Below are 23,280 nucleotides of genomic sequence, written 5' to 3'. Positions count from 1 at the left end.
CTCATCGCGGCACCCCGCATGCAGCCTTCGCGTTTGTCCCGCTTTCGTCCGATCCTACTCTCGTTGTTTGCCTTCCTGGCCCTCGCCGGCGCGCAGGCTCAGCCGGCGCCCTCGCCAGCCACTCCCCCGGTCGTCACCGCGCAACCCGTGGCCAGCGTGGAGCAGCGGCTGGCGGCCATTGAAGCGTATCTGGCCAACACGGATCCGGCGGCGGCGCTGAAGGACGCCGCTGGCCGCGTGCCGGCCGGGCTGACCACGCCGGCGGCACTGACGCCGGGTCCCGCGCACAACACGTGGATGATGGTGAGCACCGCACTGGTGCTGTTGATGACCCTGCCGGGCCTGATGCTGTTTTACGGCGGGCTCGTGCGGACGAAGAATGCGCTCTCGGTTGTCGCATGGTGTTTCGGCATCACGAGCTGGGTGGCGGTGCTGTGGTGGGCGGTGGGATACAGCCTCGTGTTTGGCCGGAATTTCGGCAGCCCGTTTTTCGGCGGCACGGAGTTCTTCTTCTTTCGCGGCGTGGGGGCCGCGGCGAATCCGGACTACTCGTTCTGGGTTTCGCAGAATGTCTTCGCGATGTTCCAGCTGGCCTTTGCCGTGATCACGCCGGCGGTGCTGATCGGCGCGGTCGTCGAACGGATGAAATTTTCCGCCGTCCTGCTGTTCACGACGCTCTGGCTGTTTCTCGTCTACGTCCCGCTCGCGCACATGGTGTGGGGCAGCAACGGTTGGATGAACGGCGTGTGGAACGTCGGCGCGGGCATCAAGGCGATCGATTTTGCCGGCGGCCTGGTGGTGGAGATGGCGTCGGGTTACTCGGCGCTCGTGCTGTGCCTCTTTGTGGGTCCGCGACTCGGCCACGGTCGCACGCCGATGCCGCCGCACAGCCTCGTCCTCACGGTGGTCGGCACGGGTCTGCTCTGGATTGGCTGGTACGGCTTCAACGCCGGTTCGGCGCTTGGCGCCGATGGCGTGGCGACCAATGCGTTCATGACCACGACGCTGGCGGCGGCGGTGGCGGCGGGCGCGTGGGCGCTTTTCGAAGTGCTGGTCCGCGGTACGGCCAGCGTGCTCGGCTTCTGCTCGGGTGCGCTCGCGGGACTCGTGACGATCACGCCGGCGTGCGGCTTTGTGGACGCTTCGGGCGCGATGATCTGCGGCGCGCTGGGCGGCGCGCTTTCGTTTCTGGCCTGCACCAAGGTGAAGGGCTGGCTAGGTTATGACGACGCCCTCGACGTCTTTGGCGTGCATGGTGTCGGTGGCACGATCGGCATGGTGCTCACCGGTGTCCTTGCCACTCCCGCGGTGAATCCGAATCTGCTCACGCACCTGCAGGGCGTGGTCGGTCACACGCTCGTGCGCGAGCAACTCAAGGCGATGGCCGTGACCATCCTGCTGGCCACGTGTGGCACGGCGCTGATCGCCCTCGTGGTGCAGCGCGTCGTCGGGCTCCGCACCACCATCGAGGCCGAGACGGAGGGCTTGGATCTCAGCGAACACGGCGAAGAGGCGTACATCTTTGACGCGAAGTCGTGATCGCCGGCACTATTTTATTATGAAGCTCATCATTGCGATCATCAAACCGTTCAAGCTCGAGGACGTGAAGGCCGCCCTCGCCGAGGCGGGCATCGAGGGCATGACGGTCACCGACGTGAAGGGGTTTGGCCGGCAGAAGGGGCACACGGAGATATATCGGGGAAGTGAATACACGGTCGACTTCCTGCCAAAGGTGAAAATTCAGATCGCGGTCGAAGCCGACCGCGTCGGCGCCACGATCGATGCGATTTGCCGCGGCGCGAAGACCGGCAAGATCGGCGATGGGAAAATTTTTGTGGTGCCGCTCGAGGAAGTGGTGCGGATTCGCACCGACGAGCGCGGCGCGTCGGCGGTGTGAGCTGATCGCGGCGAGGTTCAGTTAGACTGGGGCGCGGGGCGCAACGTGGCGCCTCCGGCTCCGGCGCGCGTGGCCACGAAACCGACGTTTCGACAGTAAGCTGCACCTGCGTCCGGCGGCATGACGATCGTCATCGCCGGATCCTTGGCACGGCTGGTGCTTGGTCGCTGCGTCTCATCGTCCACGCCCTCCGTCATCCTTTGATTCATCATCGGGCGCCGCCGGGCAGGAGACTGCTCAACCACAAATCACATAAGCGCATGACCTGTTCACGCCCTCGTCGCTCGAAGCTCTTCGCGTTCCTGGCCCTCTCCGCAGGGCTCGGCCTCGGATCGCTGTTTGCCCAAACTCCACCGGCTGCGGCCACTCCACCTCCGCCTCCGCCACCGACGTTGGAGCAGCGGATCGCGGGAATCGAAGCCTACATCGGCAATGGTGATCCCACGGCGGTGCTGAAAGTCGGGCCCAAGGACAAGGACGGCAACGCGACGATCCCTGCCGGGCTCACGATGCCGTCGGTCGGCACCGCGGGTCCCGGTCACAACGGCTTCATGATGATTTGCGCGGCGCTCGTGCTCTTCATGACGCTGCCCGGTCTCGCCCTTTTCTATGGCGGCCTCGTGCGCACCAAGAACGTCCTCTCGGTCATGGCGCAGTGCTTGGGCATTGCCGGCCTGGTCACGATCATCTGGTGGGCGGTCGGTTACAGCCTCGTATTTGGCAAAAGCTTCAACAGCCCGTTCCTCGGCGGCACCGAGTTCTTCTTCATGGCGGGCGTCGATAGCGCGCCGAACACCGACTATGCGTTCTGGGTTTCCCAGAATGTCTTCTCGATGTACCAGCTGATGTTCGCGATCATCACGCCCGCGCTGATTGTCGGCGCCATCGCCGAGCGCATGAAGTTCTCCGCCATCATGCTCTTCGTGCTGGTCTGGATGTTCGTGGTTTATCTCCCGCTGGCCCACATGGTGTGGGGCGTCACGGGCTTCATGAACGGCGTGTGGAACGCCGGCGCATCCATCAAGGCCATCGACTTTGCCGGCGGCACCGTCGTGCACATGTCCTCCGGCTGGTCCGCGCTTATCCTCTGCATCATTCTCGGGCCCCGTCTGGGCTTCGGCAAAACGCCGATGCCTCCGCACAGCCTCGTGCTCTGCATGGTCGGCACCGGCATGCTCTGGGTCGGCTGGTATGGCTTCAACGCCGGTTCGGCCGTGGCCGCCGATGGTGTGGCCGCCAACGCCTTTGCGACCACGACGCTCGCCGCCGCTGTCGCATCGTTTACCTGGGCCGCCCTCGAATACGTGACGCGGGGCAAAGCCAGCGTCCTTGGTTTCTGTTCCGGCGCCGTCGCTGGTCTCGTGGTGGTCACGCCGGCCTGCGGCTTCATCAACACCACTTCGGCAATGTGGGTGGGCATCATGGCCGGCGCGGTTCCGTTCTTCGCCTGCACCAAGCTGAAGGGCCTGCTCAAATACGACGACGCGCTCGACACCTTCGGCGTTCACGCGGTCGGCGGCACGCTGGGTGCGTTCATCACCGGAGTCTTCGCGACGCCGGCCGTGAACGGAAACTTGAACACGAATCTCAAGGATATCGTGGGCAAGACGCTCTGGCTCGAGCAGGTCAAGGCCATCGCCCTGACCCTGGTGCTGTCGGTCGTCGCGACCGTCATCATCGCCTACATCATCAAGGCCGTCATGGGCCTGCGGCCGACTCCGGACGCGGAACAGGAAGGTCTCGATCTCACCGACCACGGCGAGGAAGGCTACATCTACGAGGGGAAGTCCTGAGCCACGCCCAACCTTAACCTCCATTCTCAATGAAACTCATCATCGCCATCATCAAACCGTTCAAGCTCGAGGAAGTGAAGGAGGCCCTGGCGGCCGCCGGCATCGAGGGCATGACGGTCACCGAGGTCAAAGGCTTCGGTCGTCAGAAGGGCCACACCGAGATCTATCGCGGCAGCGAGTACACGGTCGATTTCCTTCCCAAGGTGAAAATCGAAGTCGCCGTCGGTGACGAAACCGCCGGCAAGGCCGTCGACACGATCGTCAAGGCCGCCAAGACCGGGAAAATCGGTGACGGCAAGGTGTTCGTGCTCCCGCTCGATGAAGTGGTGCGGATTCGCACCGACGAGCGCGGTGAATCAGCCGTCTGAGGCTCGACGCACATATCGGTCCTGAAGTCATTCCAGCCGGGCTCGTTCGCGAGCCCGGCTTTTTTGTGCCGGATGACGGGCGCGCAGGCGTCCCGCCAGTATTGGTTTACGAAGCGGACGGGGCGTCCGCGGTCCCGGCGCTGCCCACCATCGCGTCCGCGCCGGGCACTTTTTTTAGGATTTCATGCATGCGCGGCGGTCGCGGCATCGATTTTGCTCATGGGCCGGGTCGTCACATGAAAATCCTTCGATTCCAACCCCTCCGTCCGCTTCTCGCGGCGTTCCTGGCGCTGGCCGCTGGTGCGTCCGTTTTTGCCCAGGCCGCTGCGCCGGCTCCCGCCGCACCTCCGCCTGTTCCGACGCTTGAACAGCGTATCGCCGGCTTGGAAGCCTACCTGGGCAACGGCGACCCGACCGCGCCGTTGAAGGATGCCAAGGGCAACGTGCCCGCCGGACTCACCACGCCTTCGGTCGGCACCGCCGGTCCCGGCCACAACGGCTTCATGATGATCTGTGCGGCACTGGTGCTGTTCATGACACTCCCGGGTCTCGCGCTGTTTTACGGCGGCCTGGTGCGGACGAAGAACGTCCTCTCCGTCATGGCGCAGTGTCTCGGTCTCGCCGGGCTCGTCACCATCCTGTGGTGGGCGTTCGGTTACAGCCTCGTTTTCGGCAAGAGCTTCAACAGCGCGTTCCTCGGCGGCTCCGAGTACTTCTTCATGCGGGGCGTCGATAGCGCGCCGAACACCGACTACTCGTTCTGGGTTTCGCAGAACGTGTTTTCCATGTACCAGCTGATGTTCGCGATCATCACGCCGGCGCTGATCGTCGGTGCGATCGCGGAGCGCATGAAGTTTTCGGCGATGCTGCTCTTCATGACGTTCTGGATGTTCGTCGTCTATTTCCCGCTCGCCCACATGGTGTGGGGCTCGACCGGATACATGAACGGCGTCTGGAACGCCGGGGCTTCGATCAAGGCGATCGACTTCGCGGGCGGCACCGTGGTGCACATGTCCTCGGGCTGGTCGGCGCTGATTCTCTGCCTGATGGTCGGACCGCGTCTCGGCTTCGGCAAGACCCCGATGCCTCCGCACAGCCTCGTGCTCTGCATGGTGGGCACCGGCATGCTCTGGGTCGGCTGGTACGGCTTCAACGCCGGCTCGGCTGTCGCCGCCGACGGTGTGGCCGCCAATGCGTTTACGACGACGACGCTCGCAACCGGCGTGGCTTCGTTCACCTGGGCCGCCCTCGAATACATCACCCGCGGCAAGGCGAGCGTGCTGGGCTTCTGTTCCGGCGCGGTGGCGGGCCTCGTGGTCGTCACCCCGGCGTGCGGCTTCATCACCTCGAGCTCGGCCATGCCGCTCGGTGTGCTGGCCGGTGCGATTCCGTTCTTCGCCTGCACGAAGCTCAAGGGCATGCTGAAGTACGACGACGCCCTCGACACCTTCGGCGTCCACGCGGTCGGCGGCACGCTCGGCGCTTTCCTGAGCGGCATTTTCGCCAACGCCTCGGTCAACGCGAATCTCAACACCAACCTGAAGGATATCGTCGGCAAGTCGCTCTGGATCGAGCAGCTCAAGGCGATGGGCCTCACGGTACTGTTGTCGGTCACGGCCACGGTGGTGATCGGTTTCGTGGTCAAGGCGCTCATCGGACTCCGCCCGACGGTGGAAGCCGAACAGGAAGGCCTCGATCTCGGCGACCACGGCGAGGAAGGCTATATCTACGAGGCCAAATCGTGAGCCGCGTCTCCACACTCTTACTACGCCCCAATCCATGAAACTCATCATCGCCATCATCAAGCCCTTCAAACTCGAAGAAGTGAAAACCGCGCTGTCCGAAGTCGGCGTCGAGGGAATGACCGTCACCGAGGTCAAGGGCTTCGGCCGGCAAAAGGGCCACACCGAGATCTACCGCGGCAGCGAGTACACGGTCGACTTCCTGCCCAAGGTGAAAATTGAAATCGCCGTGGCCGATGGCGTCGTCGCCAAGGCGATCGATGCCATCGTGGCGTCGGCGAAAACCGGCAAGATCGGCGACGGCAAGGTGTTCATCATGCCGCTCGAGGAAGTGATCCGGATTCGGACCGACGAACGCGGCGACCCGGCGATCTGACCGCAACCGCCCCGCGCGGCAGCAGGCGCTGCTGCCATGCGGGGCGGTTGGGTTGCCGTGGCGACGCGCGCCGGCGAGTGGACGGAATTCCGTTCACTCGCCACTCGCCGTGTCCGGCCGCAGCGCCAGAAGCAAAGTGGGATGCCTCTTACCGTGCGCCAAGCTGGCGGGCCGTTTGAGCGTGTAGCTCGGCTTCATCACGCCGGCCCGTTTGGTGTAAGGCCAGCGCGAGCTGGAGATGCGCCTCGCCGCTGCGCGGTTCGAGCTCCAACGCCGCGCGAAACCGGGCGATGGCGTCGTCGTAGCGTCCGATGCCGGCAAGCGCGCGACCAAAGCTGAGGTGGGCATGGGGCAGCGCGGGATTCAGTTGGAGCGCTCGCTCGAAATGCGGGAGCGCCTCGGAGGTGCGACCGGTTACTGTCAGCGCGACGCCCCAATTCAGCTCGGCCTCGGCATATCCGGGATTCAATGACAACGCGCGCTCGAAGTGCGCGATCGCCTCGGCGGGCCGGCCCGACGACGCGATGGCGAGGCCGTGGTTGAAGTGTGCGACGGCGTCACGGGGGTTCAGTCCGATCGCCGTGGCGAAGGCGGCGATGCCTTCGGTCGACCGTCCGACTCCCATGAGGGCCGCGCCGAGATTGTTGTGCGCGTCGGCGTAACCCGGTTTCAATTGGATCGCCCGTTCGAGGTGGGTGAGCGCCTCGGCGTGACGCCCCAGACGGGACAGGGCGTAGCCGAGATTGTTTTCCGCCTCGGCGTAATCGCGGCGCAACCCGAGTGCCTGATGATAGTGCGTCAGCGCCTCGTCAGCGCGGCCGGCATCGACGAGGGCGATGCCAAGATTGTTGTGCGCCATCCAGCACGCGGGATTCTTCGCCAGCGTCGTACGATAAAGTGTGAATACATCGCGGTAGGTGCCTGCGTGCTGCCACGTGAACGTCCCCAGCGTGCCGAGCAGCGCGATAGTGACCGCGATCGCGCCCGTCCGGGGTAGTCGTTCCAACCCGCGCGACGCTCCGGCCGCTCCGAGCGTGATGAGCCCGAGGCTGGCGACATACTGGAAGTGATCCGCGACGTACGAGTAGAGGAACGGAAAGACGTTCACGAAACCCAGCGCGGGGAAGAGCGTGCCGCCGAAAAACAGCGCGCCGGCCAGCAGTCCGGCGTTCTGCCGGCGACGCCACGCGAGTCCGGCGATTAGCGCCATCGCGCCGAGCGGAAAGAGCCACTGCCACGCCTCGCCGGCGTCGATCGTCCAGCGCGGATAGATGAAGATCAGCTCCGCCGGCCAGACGACCTTGGCCGCGTAGAACCACAGCGCGCGACCCGCCAGCAGGACGCGTTCGACCGGTCCCAGCGCGAAGTCGGCGCCCTGCGCCCCAATTTGCGCATGCTCGAACCAGGCGGTGTACAGCCCCGCGGCCGTTCCGAGTGCAAACCACGGCAGGAGCGGTGCGACGTCGCGGCGCCAACCGAGGCGGCCCTGACGCCACCACAGGATTACGAGCAGGGCGGCCGGCAGCGTGGCCGTGACGGTCTTGGTGAGTAGTGCGAGCGCGAAGCACGTGGTGGCGAGGGCATATCGCCCCGGCCGGCGGTCGTCATTGAAACGCAGATACGCGAGCGCGGCGCACAGGTAAAGTACGGTGGAGAGGGTGTTCTTCTGTTCCGAGATCCAGGCCACCGAGTCCACCGCCACGGGATGGAGCGCGAATATCAGCGCGGCGAGCCCGGCGCCGGGGACCGCCAGCCGGCGAAGGATGGCTCCGACCAGACAGGCGCTGGTCGCGTGCAGCAGGACGTTGATCAGGTGGTAGCCGAATGGCGCATCGCCCCAGAGGCGGTGCTCCAGCCAGAACGCCGAATGCAGCAACGGATAGTACTGTTGCGTTGCCCCCGGCTCGAACCAGATCCGTGCAAGACCCGCGAAGGAGCGCAACTCCGGCCGCGTGATGTGGCCGGGCTGGTCGTCCCAGATGAAACCGCCCTGGAGCGCGGGAAAGTAGGCGGCAAGCGTGGCCGCAAAGATGATCACGCCCAGCCGGAACGGCGTGAGGATGTCGGGCGGTGGCTGGGGATTTTCGAGCTGACGGGGCTTCACAAAGAAATGGAACCGGGAGCGCAGGCGTCCCGCCTGCATCAGAACCTGCCGGTGAGACCCGGGCGCTCCCACAAAAAAGCGCCGGTCTCTGGAGACCGGCGCTTCGCTGACAGGGTACTGGATGTTACAACGCTACAAATCGAAGGTTGCAGTTAGGATGAATTGTCGTGGGTCCACAATCCGATACGTGTGGGGCGTACCGTCCGGGAACGCGCCGATCGCCTGCAGACGGCCCCCGCTTTCCTGCAGGTTCCGCACGTTGAGCTGCAGGGTCGTGCCAATCTTGTTCGTGAACAGTCGCGTGCGATAACGCAGGTTCACGTCGAGGGAATAGTGGCCGGTCGTGCGTTTGCCGAAGAAGCTGCCGGTGTCCCAGATGGGGCGGGTGCGATCGAGATCCGTGATGGTGGCCGGGAGTTTTTGCACGCCGTAGTACCCGAGGAAGCCCTTGTCCTGCCAGCGGAGCGCGCCGCCGATTTCGAACTTCCGGAGCGTCTGGTGCTCGGTGATGCCGCTCAGCTTGAAGTTCGTGCTGAAGCGCGCGGAGTACTTGCGGATTTGGGGATTGGGCGTGCCCTCGGACTGCTGCACGACCGCGTAGGGCGAGCCGACGAACACCGCGAAGTTCTGTGCTGCCGTCTGCGCGCCGCCGTAGTTGGTATTCCACCACAGCTGACCGGTGCGCTGATCGCGGATCGTCGTCCAGATCGGCATGCGCTCGCCGATCCACTGCGCGATGTCGCTCGAAACGTTGGCGTTCTTCGATTCGTTCTTGGTCGCGGAGGCGGCGACGGTCCAATAGGGCGTCGGGTTGTAGTTGAGTTCTATTTCCTTGCCCGTCGCGATGATGTCGTTCGTGGAGGAAATCAGGCCGGCGTCGAAGGCGTTTTCGATCGCGACCTGGCGCTCCCACGGGATCCCCATCTGGCGGCCGACTTCGGTCTCGATCTGCGTCTGGGTCCAGGTGGGGTTGGCGGCGGCGACCCAGAGCAGCGCCTGGGTCTGCAACAGGAACGCGGCCGTCGACGCGACGTCAGTGCGGGTCACGCGCTGGGCAATCGTGCCGGCGTCACCGCCGCGCGTCTTTATTTGCTGCGTCTCGTAGCTGTTCACCCGCAGGACAAATCGATTGTCGAACATGTTCAGCGCGAAACCCCAGTCCTTGCCCTCGCCGGAAGGGTTGGGGAGCGGCTTCAGGTAGAGGTCCACGCGCGGATCCTGCGGGCGGAAGCTGTCGGACTCGTTGTACGTGAGCGACAGTCCGTTCAGCGTCTGGCCGAGGAAGCGCTCGAGGCCGCTGCTGCGCGCCAGGTTCGTGATCGGAGCCCAGCCGCGGAACGGCCGAACCACCGCGCCCTTCTGGGTCGTGTCGCCGCTGTTGAAGCGGTAGTCGCCCACCGCCCAGTGATTGATCGACTCGTAGTCGAAGGACATGCCGTCGGCAGTGAGCCGCTGCGGCGTCGAGCCGTTCTTCACGTACTGCTTGTCGGTGCGCTTGCCGAAGGTCGTGACGATCCGGCTGTCGAGAAAGTGGCTTTGGATCACGCCGCCGAGCGTCTTGAGGATTGTCTTGGAGTTGTTGCCGGCACCGGTGCGATCGGTGGTCGCGATCTGGCTGATCAGCGTCGGCTCGCGCACGAAGCCCGTGGTCGGGTTGCCATAGAAGAACGGATACGTGCCGCTGCTGAACTCCGCGGGGGCGTAGTCGATATTGTTGCCGCTGGCGTCGCCGAGGTAGTAGCGATAATAGCCGCGGGTGACGTTGGCGGCGGCCGCGGGGCCGCCGGTGATGGCGCCCTGATTGACGCGGGAGACACCGGCGGGAATCCAGGGATGATTGCTGGCGATGCCGTCCTTGTAGGCATAGCGGCGGTTGATGCGGTACTTGTACTCGTCGTATCCGGAAAGCTGGTGCATGCCGAGCCAGTGCAGGAAGCCCTTCTCCTTTGTCAGATCGAGCCGGTAGCCGATCTGGGCGCGGTAGGTGTCCCACTTCTGCGGCTGCCAGGTGGTGAACGGCTGATCCACGCCCATGTAGGGACGGAGGAAAAACGGGTTCGTCGAGCCGTCGATCAGCCGCTCGTTGGGATCAATCAGGAGCTGGCCGGACTGGCCGTTGGCGTTGAGCTCACCCATGATGTTGCGTGTGTAACGCTGCGAGTCCTCCCGCAGGAACGAGACCTGGGCGTCGATGCGGTGCATCGGCGTGTCGATCACGTTCTGGTCAATCGAGACACTCGACGTGAACGTGCGATCCATCACGCGATTCATCGCCTGCAGGTTTTGCTCGGTCCAATCGTAGAGCGCCTTGCTGCTGACTGACGGCGTCGTGGTGAACAACGGCTGGCCGGTGAAGCGGCCGGCCGCGATGCCGGAGCCGGCGCTGACGGACATGTAGCGCAGCGTACCTGAACCGGTGCCGGGATTGGTGTTGAGCGTCGAACCGGAAGTGCCGAGCAGTTCCAGCCCGCCGGGTCCGACATAGGCATAGAAGCGGCCGCTGCCGGTGAAACTGCGGTTGAAGTAGTCCGGTACGTTGGCGTCGGCCGTGATCGGCGTGGTGGTGCCGAGTCCGCCGTTGCCGATGGTCTGGCCGTTGACGTGGACGACCTGTGCGACGGGATCCCAGGTGGGCCGGCCATTCGCGATCCAGTAGGAGATGTTGTCGCGGGGCGGGCTGGCGTTGGGCCGGTTGCCGTTCATCCGGTACACCGCGTAGGACGCGGTGATGTTCGTCTTCTTGAACGGCTGGTACTTGACCATGCCGCTGTAGCGCACGGTGTTCACGCCGGAGGGCTTGCGGACGAAGCCGTCGTGCTGGAACGAACCCGTGGCGCGCACGGCGAGGAGGCCGTTCTTCACCACGCGGTTGACGTCGAGGCTCGTGCGGTAGCCGCCGTAGCTGTCGCCGCGCGCCTGAAACTGCGTGCGGTTGCGCGTGAGATTGGCCGAGGCCGGCACCATGTTCACCGTGCCGGACGGATTGCCGAGGCCGAACACGCTGGCGTTCGGGCCGCGGCTGATCTCGACCGAGTCGATGCCGAGCGGATCGACCGGTACGCGGCCCATCGTCTCGAAGTTGCCGAGGGAAACGTTCGCGGCCGCGATACCGCGGATGCGGTTGGCGCCGGTGGGGTTGAGGCTGACGTTTTCCTGCACATCGCCATTTCGATTCACCTCGAAGTCCGTGTAGTTGCCGGTGCCCTCGGCGCTCGCGGTGTAGAGGAACACGTCGTTGATATCGAGCATCGCGAAGTCCGACATCTGTTCCTTCGTCATCACGGTGATCGATGAGGCGAGGTCCTCGAGCTTCGAGTTGAAGCGCGTGCCCGACATCGTGTTCGCTCCGTAGTAACCTTTCGTGTCGGAGATGACCTCGAAGGGTGAGAGCGAGATCACTTCGTCCGCGGCCTTGGCACCGGCCGTCGCGGGAGCGGTGGCGGATGCGGCGCGGCGCTGGTCGGCATCGAGCGCGGACTGCTCATCGGCGTCGAGCCGGCCGTTTCGGTTCGTGTCGTATTTGGCGAGCGTCGCGGCGTCCGGAGCGCGGGCGGGCGCGACCTGGGCCGCGAGTGAACCGCCGCCGAGGAGCAGGATGCAAATGGGGACGACGGCCGAGAGCCGGGGGGAGCAGGGTGGTGGGGTATAGATTTTCATGGAAAGCACGCGGCTGCGGGCGTGGCGCGAACGGAATGAGTCCAATCGGCATCGTCAGCAGGGGAGGCGACGGGCGGGGAAAACAAAGGGGTACGAAAAGCAAACCTGACCGGACACGTGTCCTACGGACTCGCGCCTACAGCTCAACGCAAAAAGCCGCGGTGCGGTGCGGGGCCCGGGGCGCGAACAAAAAAACGCGCCCGGTGAAGGGCGCGTTGGGTAGGACGCAGAGACGCGGGGGCGCGGCGTTGCGATGGTTACGCGGTCGGCGCCGCGGGTGCGTTCGGCGCGGCGGGTTTTTTCTTATCCGGCAGCGAGCGCGTGCTCACCTCGGTCTTGAGCTTGGCGAGGAAGGTGTCGGCCACCATCACGCCTTCGTCGCCGCGGGCGCGGGAGCGGACGGAGACGCTGTTGGCGTCGGCTTCCTTCTGGCCGATGACGAGCGTGTACGGAATCTTGTCGAGTTCGGCGCGACGAATCTTGGCGCCGAGCTTGTCGCTGTGTTCGTCGAGGCTGGCGCGGAAACCCTCCGCGCGGAGCTTGGTGAGCAGGCCGCGCGCGTACTCGTTCGTCTTGTCGCTGATTGGCACGAGTCGGACCTGTTCGGGTGCCAGCCAGGCAGGGAAGTCGCCGGCGAAGTGCTCGATGAGCACACCGCAGAAACGCTCCATCGAGCCGAAGGGTGCGCGATGAATCATGACCGGACGGTGCGACTGGTTGTCCGCGCCGATGTAGGAGAGATCGAAGCGCACGGGGAGCACGTAGTCGACCTGGACGGTGCCGAGCTGCCACTCGCGGCCGATGACGTCCTTGATCACGAAGTCGATCTTCGGTCCGTAGAAGGCCGCCTCGCCGGGCTCTTCGGTGAACGGCACCCCGAGCGTCGCTGCCGCAGTGCGGCACGCGGCTTCGGCGATATCCCACTTGGCGGGATCGCCGGTGAACTTGCTGCTGTCAGGATCGCGCAGGCCGACGCGCACGCGATAGTCGCTCATGCCGAGCGTGGTGAGCACGGTTTTCACGAGCGAGAGACAGCCGAGCACTTCGCCGGCGACTTGATCCTCGGTACAGAAGAGATGGGCGTCGTCCTGCGTGAACCCGCGGACGCGCGTCATGCCGTTGAGCTCGCCGCTCTGCTCCCAGCGATACACGGTGCCGAACTCCGCGAGGCGCACTGGCAGGTCGCGGTACGAATGCGGCTGGGAGGCGAAGATCTTGATGTGATGCGGGCAGTTCATCGGCTTCAGCATGAAGCCTTCGAGCAGCTTGTCGGCGTCGAGGACGCGGTCCGCCGCGATCACTTCCTTGCCGGCGCGCTTGTTGATCTCGGCGGCGAACTGGGCTGACACGCCCTCGAGCCGGCGCGTGAGTTCCGCGCAGGAGCAGCCGTCGGTGGCGAGCTGCGCCATGGCGTCGGGCTCGGCAAACGCGGTGAACTGCGACTCCTTGTAGTACGGGAAGTGGCCGCTGGTCTTGTAGAGCGCGAGCTTGCCGATGTGCGGCGTGAAGACCTGCGAGTAACCCTGCTTGCGCAGTTCCTCGCTGATGAAGTTCTGCAGCTCCTGGCGAACGATGGAGCCGTTGGGCGTCCAGAGGATCAGGCCCTGGCCAACTTCATCGTCGACGACGAAGAGTTTCATCTCGCGGCCGAGCTTGCGGTGGTCGCGGAGCCGGGCCTGCTCGATTTGCGTGAGGTACGCGGCCAGTTCGTCCTTCGAGGGGAACGCCGTGCCGTAGATACGCTGGAGCTGCTTGTTCTTTTCGTCGCCGCGGTGATACGCGCCGGCGATCGAGAGCAGCTTGAACGCCTTCAGCTTCGACGTGTAGCGCACGTGAGTGCCGGCGCAGAGATCGATGAACTCGCCGTTCTGGTAGAACGAAATCTTTTCGTTCGCCGGGATGTCGGCGAGACGGCCGAGCTTGTAGCGCTCCTGGCCCATTTTCTTGATGATCTCGACGGCTTCCTCGCGGGACACTTCCTTGCGCAGGAACGGCTGGTTTTCGTCCGCGACCTTCTTCATCTCCGCCTCGATCTTCGCGAGATCGTCGAGGGTGAATTTATGATCGAGATCGATGTCGTAGTAGAACCCGGTGTCCGTCGGCGGACCGATATCGAGCTTGGCCTCGGGATAGAGGCGGAGGAGGGCGGTCGCCAACACGTGGGAACACGAGTGGCGGAGTTCGTCGAGCGGTGTCATCGGCATACTGGGAATTGGGTCGAGGAGGGACTTGAAGGCGAGGCCGGAAGCGTTAGGGTCAGCGCCATGCGAGCATCACTGGAAAGGTTGCTGGGGCGGCCGGTGGAGTTTCCGGCCGAGATTACGGTTTCTACGGGCGAGAAATACCTCCTGCCCCATCCGGACCACGCGCACATGCATCCGAATTCCCGCGACCTCGTGATCTATCCCGACGAAGGTCCCTTTTCCCTGGTGGTGAATCCCGACCAGATCGTTTCGATTCGCTGTCTGCGCAAAGCGTCCTGAGGCGAGGATCATTTCTTCAGGGGTTCGAGCGAGAAGCCATCCTTGCGATCGAGCATCGACCAGCCGGCGGCGGTCAACTCCTTGCGCAGGGCGTCGGCAGCGGCGAAATCCTTCGCCTGTTTCGCGGCCCAGCGTTTGTCGGCGAGAGCGGCGACGGCCGCGGGAACCTCGGCTTTCGGCGCGGTCGGCGCGGCGAGGTTGAGCCCGAGGGCGAACATCACGCGGTCGAACGCAGTCGCGTCGAGGCCGGCCGGGCCACGATTCACGAGCGTGAAGAGCGCGCCGAGGGCCGCCGGCGTGTTCAGATCATCGCCGAGCGCGGCGAAGACCGGGGCAAACGCGCTCGCGTCGCCACCGGTGGCTGCGAGCGATGCCCGGAACGCCCGCAAGGTCGCCAGCGCTTTCTCCGCCGCGTGCACCGAATCCAGCGTGAAGTTCAGCTGTTTGCGCGGATGCCCGGATAGGAGCGAATAGCGCACGGCCATCGGCGAGAACCCCTTCGCGGCGAGATCGTCGAGCGTGTAAAGGTTGCCAAGGCTCTTGCTCATCTTCTTGCCGTCCACCAGGAGGTGCTCGCTGTGGTACCAGTGGTTCGCGAACGGCACCCCGTTGCAGCACTCGCTCTGGGCGATCTCGTTTTCGTGGTGGGGAAACAGCAAGTCGACGCCGCCGGTGTGCAGATCGATGGTTTCGCCGAGATGTTTCTTGCTCATCGCGCTGCACTCGATGTGCCAGCCGGGCCGGCCGCGGCCCCATGGGCTGTCCCAGGCGTTCTCGCCGTCGTCGGGCTTGTGCGCCTTCCACAGGGCGAAGTCACTGACGTCTTCCTTCTCGTCCGCATCCGCCGCGTGCACCTTGCCGCTCAGCGCGCTGCCGACCTGCAACTCGCGTTCCTTCACGCGGGAAAGGCGGCCGTAGTGATCGAAGGACGAGACCTTGAAATACACGGAGCCATCAGCGGCGCGGTAGGCGTTCCCTTTCTTCATGAGCACGTCGATCATGTCGACCTGCTCGTGAATGTGGCCGGTGGCGGACGGCTCGACGTGGGGCGGCAGGCAGTTCAACGCGGCGCAGTCGGCGTGAAACTTATCGGTCCACTGTTTGGTGACGTCGCCGAGCGGGCGCTTTTCCTCGCGGGCGCGCCGGATCGTCTTGTCGTCGACATCGGTCAGATTGCGCACGTGCTTCACCTTCGCGGCACCGAACTCCAGTTCCAGCAGCCGACGCAGCACATCGTTCACCACGAAGGTGCGGAAGTTGCCGATGTGCGCCGGCGCATAGACCGTCGGACCGCAATTGTAGAAGCGGTAAACGCCGTCGGGATGCGACGGCTTGAGTTCGCGCACCTCGCGGGAGAGCGAGTCGAAGAGACGGATGGCCATGGACAGAGAGTGAAATGAAAAGGCTAACAGGGTTTCGGCCGCAGCGGAAAGGTGTTTTTGCAAAGTGTCCGCCCGTTGGCGAGCCCGCGCGCAGGGCCGGCCCGGGCCTGTGTTTCGACTTGAGCGACGGCGCGTGGCGCTGCAGTGGTTAATACGTATTAGATGCCCGGTCGATTCCCCGCCGGTGCAGTGTGCAACCCCTCTCCCCATGATCATTCCCCGTCGCTTCGTTGCGTTCGTCGTGCTCGGCACGGCCGTTCTGTTCCCGCTGGCCCACGCTCAATCCACCCTCACCGGCATGATCACGAATGCCGCGACCGGCCGCGCGCTCGAAGGCGCACGCGTGTCGCTGAAGGGCACGGATCGCACCGCGCTCTCCGACCGCCAGGGCGCGTACGTTCTCGACAACGTCACGCCGGGGCCGGTGGCGCTCGAAGTGTATTACTCGGGCTTGGACACGGTGACGGTCCCCGCGACGGTCACGGCCAATCAAGCGAACCGGGTGGACGTGAAACTGACCGCGCAGATCTACGCGATGAGCCAGTATGTGGTCGCCGGTGAACGCGAGGGCAACGCCCAGGCCGTGACCCTCCAGCGGCTGTCCGCGGGCGTGAAGAACATCGTGTCGACGGATGCCTTCGGTAATCTCGCCGGCAATCCCGCGGATCTCCTCGTGCGGCTGCCCGGCGTCGAGGGCGCGACGGTCGACGGCACCGTGCGCTACGTCCGCATCCGCGGGCTGAACCAGAACCTCACGACGATCACGATGGACGGCAACCGGCTCGCCGACGCGGCCTCGGCCGGTTCCACGCGCGAGTATCAGTTTCAGACCGTCAGCGCCGACACCGTCGAGCGGCTCGAGGTCGTGAAGTCACCGACGCCCGACATGGATGGCGATTCGATCGGCGGCGCGGTGAACATGGTGTCCAAGTCCGGCTTCGACACGAAGGACCGGGTGCTGCGCGGATCGTTTGGCCTCACTTACCGGCCGTTCGATGATCGCATGACCGGTCTGCCGTACAATTACGCTGTGTCGTACGCCGAGGTGTTTGGCGGCAAGCTCGCGGTCGCGGCAAACTTCGGCCACCGGAAATTGTTCACGCCGCAGGACACCGTGAACCAGTCGCACCAGACGCCGGCGAACGGCGTCACCGGCCCCGCGTATACCTTTCAAACGCAGTTCACCGACGAGCGGCTGCTGACGTCGCGCTGGGGCGGTGGCCTGCGGCTCGACTACAAGCTCGACGAACGCCATCGCGTTTACCTGAGCACGACAGTCAACCGGCTCACCGATCACGACACCGATCGGATCTCCATTTTCACGACGCCGCAGGCAGTCGCGACCGTCGATGCAGCGGGCAACCTCACCGGCACCGGCGGCATCCTGCCGGGTTTCACCAACGAATTCACCGCCGTGCGCGGCGTGCCGAACAGCACGGTGAACGTCCAGGCGGACACCGCCTACAAGGATGCGAAGACGCTGTATCACCAATTCGGTGGCGTGCACAAAATCGACATGCTGAACCTCGATTGGAATCTTTATAAGTCGGATTCGAAATCGAATTACTCCGGCCAGCGGAACTTCGGCTTCACGGCGCGGGGCATCGGCTACACCATCGACCGTCGGGCCAACGCGGAGTTTCCGACCGTGACGCAGACCTCGGGTCCGAGCATCGCCGATCTCGCGAGTTTCAACGACAACCGTTACCGGATCGATCGGCGCGCGGGGTGGGACGGCTACCAGGGCGCGTCGCTCAACGCGCAGAAGAAGTTCACCACGCCCGTGCCGTCGTACCTCAAGGTGGGCGTTCGCTCCCGCGAACAACAACGCAAGCTGGAGGCGACCCAATGGAGCGGAAACTACGTCGGGCCCGACGGTGTGATGGGGCTCAACGCCGCCACGGGGCGCAACGACGACAATCTTGCGCAGTTCGGTTTGATCGAGCGCGGTGAACTGTACACCGACAAGACGCGTTTTCCCAATGTGCCCGTCCCGGCGTTTCCCGGTCACACCAACAAGCAGATCGACACCGTGCTGGAAACGAGCCCGCAGCTGTTCGTGCAGGAAGTCGCGGCGAACGTGCAGGCGCAGCTCACCGGCAACCAGCGTTTCAAGGAGCGGATCGATGCGGCCTACGTCATGGGCAACGTCGACCTCGGGCGGCTTTCGATTCTCGCGGGCGTGCGCGTCGAGCGCACCAAGACCGAGGGCGTCGGCGCGCTGCAGGCACTCACGGCTGAGGAACGGGCGCGGCGCGCGGCGTATGTCGGCACGCCGACGCCGGCGGAGCTCACCCGGCGCACGACTGCGGAGTACGGCGGACGCCAGACGCGGACGGGCGATTACCAGGAGGTGCTGCCGGGCGTGCACTTCAAGTACTCGCCGACTTCGCAGCTCGTCACGCGGCTCAGCTATTCCACGAACATCGGCCGTCCCGGCATCGGGCAGCTCATTCCCCGCACGACCGTCAATTTCGACAACCAGACGATCTCGACGGCGAACCCGAGCTTGAAGCCGCAGAAGGCGGACAATTTCGATTTCTCCGCGGAGTATTATTTCGAGCCGGCGGGCATGGTGTCGGTCGGTGTGTTCCACAAGGAAATCAAAGGATTCATCTACACTGCCGGCGGATTGGTGGTGCCGGCGGGTGCAGAAAACGGCTTCGGCGGCGACTATGCCGGCTACGTGCTGACCACGCAGTTCAACGGTGGCGCGGCCAAGGTCCGCGGCATCGAGCTGAACTACAGCCAGCAGTTCACGTTTCTCCCTGGAATTTTCGGCGGACTCGGCGCCTACGCGAACTTCACGCGGATGGAGACCGAGGGCAATTACGGCGCGGGCAACGCCATCGCGCTCGCGCCGAATCCCAAGGGGAAGGTCGCGGGCTTCAACCCGGAGACCGCCAACTTCGGCCTCTCGTACATCCGCAACAAGGTCACGGTGCGACTGCAGTTCAATCACCGCGCGCGCTATCTCACGACCTACAACGTCAACGTGTCGCAGCAATCGTATGCGATTCGCCGCGACACGCTCGATCTGAAGACCGCCTACCAGTTCTCGCGTCGGCTCGGCGTGTACCTCGACGTGAACAACGTGCTCGGCGAATACGAGACCGGCACGGACATCGGTCCCCGGCCGAGCAGCCGACGGATTCTCACGCCCGGCTTCTTCTTCGGGGTCAACACGCGGCTCTGATCCGCAGGCGGCGCGAAGGGAAACGCACGCTTCGCGCCGAATTTCATGTCGCGCCGGACCGCCCGCCCGTTAGCGTGCGGTCCTTCGCCATGGCCAATCGATTCTCGCTCGAACTCGCGCAACGTCCCCGCCGGCTGCGGCGCACCGCCAGCCTGCGGGCCATGGTGGAGGAGACGGTCCTGCGGCCGTCCGATTTCATCGCGCCGCTCTTCGTCGTCGAGGGGAAGGCGCCGCCGGATGAAATCAAATCCATGCCCGGGGTGTTCCGGCTGAACATCGCCGACCTCGTGAAGGAGTGCCGCGCCCTGCACAAGCTGGGTGTGCCCGCGGTCGCGTTGTTTCCCAAGCTCGATCCGAGCCTGAAGGATGACATCGGCACGCAGGCGCTGAACGAGGATACGCTCGTGCTGCGCGCGGTGCGCGCCGTGAAGAAGGCGGTGCCGGACCTGACGGTAATCACCGACGTCGCGCTCGACCCGTACACCTCGCATGGTCACGACGGCGTTCTGACCACGGCGCGGGATGACGTGGAAAACGATCGCACGGTGGAGATTCTCGGCCGGATGGCCGTGCTGCAGGCGCGGGCCGGCGTGGATATGGTGGCGCCGAGCGACATGATGGACGGGCGGGTAGGGGCGATTCGCCGGGCGCTCGACGCCGAAGGCTTCACCGGCACCGGCATTCTCGCGTACTCAGCGAAGTTCAACTCGGCTTACTACGGCCCGTTTCGCGACGCGGTGGGCAGTGCGCAGGCGGCGGGCACGCGCCTCCTCAGCAAGGCGACGTATCAGATGAACCCGGCGAATCGCCGGGAAGCGATCACCGAGGTGATGCTCGATGATGCCGAGGGCGCTGACATTCTCATGGTGAAGCCTGCGGGCCTTTACCTGGACATCATTCGCGACGTGCGCGAAGCCACCCGCAAGCCGGTCGCCGCGTATCAGATTTCCGGTGAGTACGCCCAGATTCAGGCGGCGGCGCGCCTGGGCTGGCTCGACCTGGCCCGGTGTCGGAACGAGTCGCTGATTGCGATCAAACGCGCGGGCGCGGATCTCATTCTCACCTATTTCGCCAAGGACATGGCGACGCTGCTCGGCCGCTGAGTTAAGACAGAATGGACAGAATTGAGAGAATGGCCCGAGCCACTGCTCCGGCATTCCAAAAAATTCTGTCCATTCTGTCTAAACCCTAAAACGCCGAGCGCGAGACCTGCAGGGAATCGCCGGGCATGAGGCGCGGATCTTGGGCCGGATTTTTCTGCGCGAGCTTCACGTCGATCGGGTAGGCGTTCTTTTCGCGCACGAGATTCACGGCTGTTTCCTTGGCGTAGAGAGTGAAGCCGCCGGCGGATTGAATTGCTTTCGCGACGGTGAGATCGGGCGTCCACACGATCCGGCCCGGGCGCTGTACTTCGCCGCCGACATAGATGAAGCGCTCCGTGACGCTCACGGACACGTCGACGGTCATGTAGATTTTCTTGGTGATGTAGGTCTCGCGGATGCGCTGCGACAGCTCGGCGGTGCTGAGACCGGCGACCGGCAACATGCCGATGAACGGCAGGCTGATGAGTCCTTGCTCGTCGATCTGGACGCTGTTCGTGCTGGCATCGGGCACGCCTTGGAGCGCGATGGTCAGGCTGTCGCCCGAACGCAGCTGGGCGGTGGACGCCGGGAGCGGAATGGCGGGATTGGCCGGCGAGACCGCTTCGGTCGTGCAACCCGCGACCAGAAGCAGCAGCGCCAAGGCGGAGCAAATGGGGCGGATCCGACGTAGTTGAACCATGTGGGTTGTTTCGTTGAAGAAAGGCCGGGAAAAGGCAACGCCGCGGTGCGACGCTGGCCGCTTCCGGGGGGCACGGCGGCGGCCGGGCACAAAAAAGCGGCAGCGTGGTGGCTGCCGCTCTCTTTGAAACGAAGCTTAGAACGGAGGGTTAGCGCTTACCCTTGGTCTTCTTCTTCGGCTTCTCGTCCTCGTCGTCTTCGGCGTCGTCGTCGTCCTCATCATCGTCGTCCTCGTCGTCGTCATCCTCATCGTCGTCGTCGCCGAATTCGTCGTCGTCGCCCTTCTCCTTGGCCTTGCCGTCGACCTTCTTCTTTTCGCCGTCTTTGGTTTCCTTGCCCTCCTCGCCCTCCTTGCCCTCTTCCTCGTCCTCGTCCCATTTCAGGGACTCGTCGTTCTTGAGTTTCTCCTCTTCCTCTTCGTCGAGCTCCGGCAGATCGTCGTCGCCCTCGTCCTCGACATCCTTGGCGGGAGCTTCCTCGTCGGCGTCGTAGCCGGCGGGCATGTAATCGAGAATGGACGTGAGCTCCTCGAAGGAGTGGACCGCCTTGCCCTGGATGAAATTGCTGTTCTGGTCCTCGCGGATCTCGTCCTCGACCTCGTCGACGGACAGCTTCGACTCGAAGTTGAAGAGATCGTTCAGCATCTTGACGCGGCAGCGGGTCAAGTGATCGAGCAGGTCGGCGTAGGGCCCGTTTTCTTCGTCGAGGATGTCCGGGAGGCCAAAGAGTTTTTCCTCGGAGTCGAAGAGTGACTCCTTGACGCGCTTCAAGCGGACCTTCGCGTTGCCCAGATCCTTGTCGATGCGGAACGGGATGAACGCGGCCTCGAACATGTCCTGATCGAAACCGTAATCCCGCAGGGGATCGACGAGTTCAATCAAGTGCTGGAGCTGGCGCGGATCGATGATACTGAGGCCATCCACATCCCAACGGACCGGATCGCTGGTCTCGGCGACCCACCAGTTGTGATCGTCCCCGAGACGTACGATTGCCCAGTCGAGAGTGGAAGTAGCTTTTGCCATGGAAAGTCAGGTTGAATTTTTTCGCAGCGTGCGAGGGGAGGTTGAAAAAACAAGCACAAAAGCGAAGCGTCGCCGCGCAATCGAAATGACCCGATTTCCGAGCGGAAAATGCTCAGAACACGAGCGTTCGGATGCGCGCAACTCTTGCTAATTCGGCTTCAAGTTTTCACCCTCGTGTAACATGGGCCACTACTACGAAACACTGTTTCGACCCTCGCTTTTCCGATTGGATTCCGAGGCGGCACACGAACGGGGCGTCAACGCGATGGCACTGCTCGCCGCGCTGGCCCCATTGCGGTGGGCGTTGGAGCGCTGGACGCGATCGGGTTTGAGCGGCACGCGTCCGATCGAAGCCTTTGGCCTGCGCTTTCCCAACGCGGTCGGCCTGGCCGCCGGTTTTGACAAGAATGCCCGCGCCTGGCCTGCCGCGGCGGCGATGGGTTTCGGTCACGTCGAGATCGGCACCGTCACCGCGCACGCGCAACCGGGCAACCCGCGCCCGCGGATGTTTCGCTACCCGGAACAGGAAGCGGTCATCAATCGCATGGGGTTCAACAACGAAGGCTCCGCGGCCGTTGCGGAGCGCCTCGCCGGGCAGGCCCAGCCCGGATCGCGGGCCATTCCGCTCGGCGTGAATCTCGGTAAATCGAAAGTGACCGAGATCGAGCAGGCCGCGGAGGATTATCTGATCAGTTTCGGCCGCCTGGCGGATTTCGCGGACTATCTGGTCCTCAACGTCTCGAGTCCGAACACGCCGAACTTGCGGCAGCTCCAGGATGAGTCGCGCCTGCGGGAATTGCTGGCCGCCGTGACGCAAGCCAACCGGACGCGCGCCGCGCTGCCGGGCAAGCGCCGGGTGCCGGTGCTGCTGAAGATCGCGCCGGATCTGTCGTGGCCGCAAATCGACGCCGTCCTCGGCGTGATCGCAGAATTCGGCCTCGACGGCATCATCGCCACGAACACCACGCTGGCTCGTCCGGGATTTTTCGCGGGCGTGAACGAAACCGGCGGCCTCAGCGGCGCTCCACTGACCGAGCGTTCGACCGAGATTGTCGGCTACATCTCCCGCGCCACCAGCGGCAAGCTCCCGATCATCGGCGTCGGCGGCATCGTCGACATCGAAAGCGCCGCGAGGAAGCTCGATGCCGGCGCGACGCTCGTCCAGGTTTACACCGGCATGATTTACCGCGGACCGTTCTTCGCTGCCGAACTCGCCCGCGGGCTGATGGAGCGGCAGCGGCAGCGCTGATCACAGAGGATGGCGGGGCGAATTTCGGCGCCGTTTTCGGCCGGATTTTTTTGATTTTCGCGACCGATCATTTCAGGGCTGGACAAGCCCCGGGTCATGTCTCTTAGTCCGCGTTTCTCGTTTCAAAACTGCTCGGGTGGTGGAACTGGTAGACACACATGTTTGAGGTGCATGTGCCGCAAGGCGTGCAGGTTCGAGTCCTGTCCCGAGCACCATAAAGTTTGAAAACG

At 64.3% G+C, this 23,280-nt stretch carries 16 protein-coding genes and 1 tRNA gene; 11 read left to right on the top strand and 6 right to left on the bottom strand.

The annotated features are described in order from the left end of the window. The first annotated feature begins 18 nt into the window (after nt 1-18). The 6 genes from ACLJEU_RS19260 (at nt 19) to ACLJEU_RS19235 (ending at nt 6,176) form a co-directional block, all read left to right on the top strand. A complete protein-coding gene (locus ACLJEU_RS19260) occupies nt 19-1,539 on the top strand; it encodes an ammonium transporter (RefSeq protein WP_457795277.1) in 1,521 nt (506 codons plus the stop codon). Nucleotides 1,540-1,558: 19 nt separating this feature from the next. Next, nucleotides 1,559-1,897 carry a P-II family nitrogen regulator gene (locus ACLJEU_RS19255; RefSeq protein WP_414664132.1) on the top strand — a complete coding sequence of 113 codons (339 nt, stop codon included), beginning with the start codon at nt 1,559-1,561 and terminating at the stop codon, nt 1,895-1,897. A gap of 260 nt (nt 1,898-2,157) precedes the next feature. Next, on the top strand, nt 2,158-3,690 hold the full coding sequence (locus ACLJEU_RS19250; protein ID WP_414664131.1) for an ammonium transporter: 1,533 nt from the start codon (nt 2,158-2,160) through the stop codon (nt 3,688-3,690). A gap of 29 nt (nt 3,691-3,719) precedes the next feature. Beyond that, a complete protein-coding gene (locus ACLJEU_RS19245; protein WP_414664130.1) occupies nt 3,720-4,058 on the top strand; it encodes a P-II family nitrogen regulator in 339 nt (112 codons plus the stop codon). Between the two features lie 236 nt (nt 4,059-4,294). Next, a complete protein-coding gene (locus ACLJEU_RS19240; protein WP_414664129.1) occupies nt 4,295-5,803 on the top strand; it encodes an ammonium transporter in 1,509 nt (502 codons plus the stop codon). 34 nt (nt 5,804-5,837) lie between these two features. Then, the gene (locus ACLJEU_RS19235; protein ID WP_414664128.1) at nt 5,838-6,176 is read left to right on the top strand and encodes a P-II family nitrogen regulator; all 339 of its coding nucleotides are present in this window, start codon (nt 5,838-5,840) and stop codon (nt 6,174-6,176) included. Between the two features lie 148 nt (nt 6,177-6,324). On the opposite strand, the gene ACLJEU_RS19230 is transcribed toward ACLJEU_RS19235, so the two are convergent. The 3 genes from ACLJEU_RS19230 to thrS form a co-directional block, all read right to left on the bottom strand. Then, on the bottom strand, nt 6,325-8,280 hold the full coding sequence (locus tag ACLJEU_RS19230) for a tetratricopeptide repeat protein (protein WP_414664127.1): 1,956 nt from the start codon (nt 8,278-8,280) through the stop codon (nt 6,325-6,327). A gap of 132 nt (nt 8,281-8,412) precedes the next feature. Next, a complete protein-coding gene (locus ACLJEU_RS19225) occupies nt 8,413-11,937 on the bottom strand; it encodes a TonB-dependent receptor plug domain-containing protein (RefSeq protein ID WP_414664126.1) in 3,525 nt (1,174 codons plus the stop codon). 257 nt (nt 11,938-12,194) lie between these two features. Further along, nucleotides 12,195-14,141, bottom strand: a complete 1,947-nt coding sequence (gene thrS / locus ACLJEU_RS19220) for a threonine--tRNA ligase (RefSeq protein ID WP_414664125.1) — start codon at nt 14,139-14,141, stop codon at nt 12,195-12,197. A gap of 60 nt (nt 14,142-14,201) precedes the next feature. On the opposite strand from thrS, the gene ACLJEU_RS19215 reads away from it, so the two are divergent. Then, nucleotides 14,202-14,420, top strand: a complete 219-nt coding sequence (locus tag ACLJEU_RS19215; RefSeq protein ID WP_414664124.1) for a hypothetical protein — start codon at nt 14,202-14,204, stop codon at nt 14,418-14,420. 8 nt (nt 14,421-14,428) lie between these two features. Here ACLJEU_RS19215 and cysS read toward each other — a convergent pair whose 3' ends face one another. Beyond that, nucleotides 14,429-15,802: a cysteine--tRNA ligase gene (cysS, locus tag ACLJEU_RS19210; protein WP_414664123.1), complete on the bottom strand. Its 1,374-nt coding sequence runs from the start codon at nt 15,800-15,802 to the stop codon at nt 14,429-14,431. Between the two features lie 208 nt (nt 15,803-16,010). Here cysS and ACLJEU_RS19205 point away from each other — a divergent pair, with 208 nt between their 5' ends. Together ACLJEU_RS19205 and hemB are read left to right on the top strand one after the other, a co-directional pair. After that, nucleotides 16,011-18,998, top strand: coding sequence for a TonB-dependent receptor (locus tag ACLJEU_RS19205; RefSeq protein WP_414664122.1), 2,988 nt, complete (start codon nt 16,011-16,013; stop codon nt 18,996-18,998). A gap of 89 nt (nt 18,999-19,087) precedes the next feature. Next, entirely contained in the window at nt 19,088-20,101 is a 1,014-nt protein-coding gene (gene hemB, locus ACLJEU_RS19200; protein WP_414664121.1) for a porphobilinogen synthase, read from the top strand. An 85-nt stretch (nt 20,102-20,186) separates the two neighbouring features. Here the strand turns inward: hemB and ACLJEU_RS19195 are convergent, their stop codons facing one another. Continuing rightward, on the bottom strand, nt 20,187-20,741 hold the full coding sequence (locus ACLJEU_RS19195; RefSeq protein ID WP_414664120.1) for a polysaccharide biosynthesis/export family protein: 555 nt from the start codon (nt 20,739-20,741) through the stop codon (nt 20,187-20,189). 187 nt (nt 20,742-20,928) lie between these two features. Continuing rightward, a complete protein-coding gene (locus ACLJEU_RS19190; protein WP_414664119.1) occupies nt 20,929-21,801 on the bottom strand; it encodes a hypothetical protein in 873 nt (290 codons plus the stop codon). A gap of 181 nt (nt 21,802-21,982) precedes the next feature. On the opposite strand from ACLJEU_RS19190, the gene ACLJEU_RS19185 reads away from it, so the two are divergent. Together ACLJEU_RS19185 and ACLJEU_RS19180 are read left to right on the top strand one after the other, a co-directional pair. After that, nucleotides 21,983-23,050, top strand: coding sequence for a quinone-dependent dihydroorotate dehydrogenase (locus ACLJEU_RS19185; RefSeq protein ID WP_414664118.1), 1,068 nt, complete (start codon nt 21,983-21,985; stop codon nt 23,048-23,050). A gap of 130 nt (nt 23,051-23,180) precedes the next feature. Then, nucleotides 23,181-23,265, top strand: a tRNA-Leu gene (locus ACLJEU_RS19180). Nucleotides 23,266-23,280 lie beyond the last annotated feature (15 nt).

Origin of the sequence: Terrisphaera buseokensis (genome assembly GCF_047521145.2) — a bacterium.
In the GTDB taxonomy this organism is placed as follows: domain Bacteria; phylum Verrucomicrobiota; class Verrucomicrobiia; order Opitutales; family Opitutaceae; genus ER46.
This window is presented reverse-complemented; position numbering and strand designations above follow the sequence as displayed.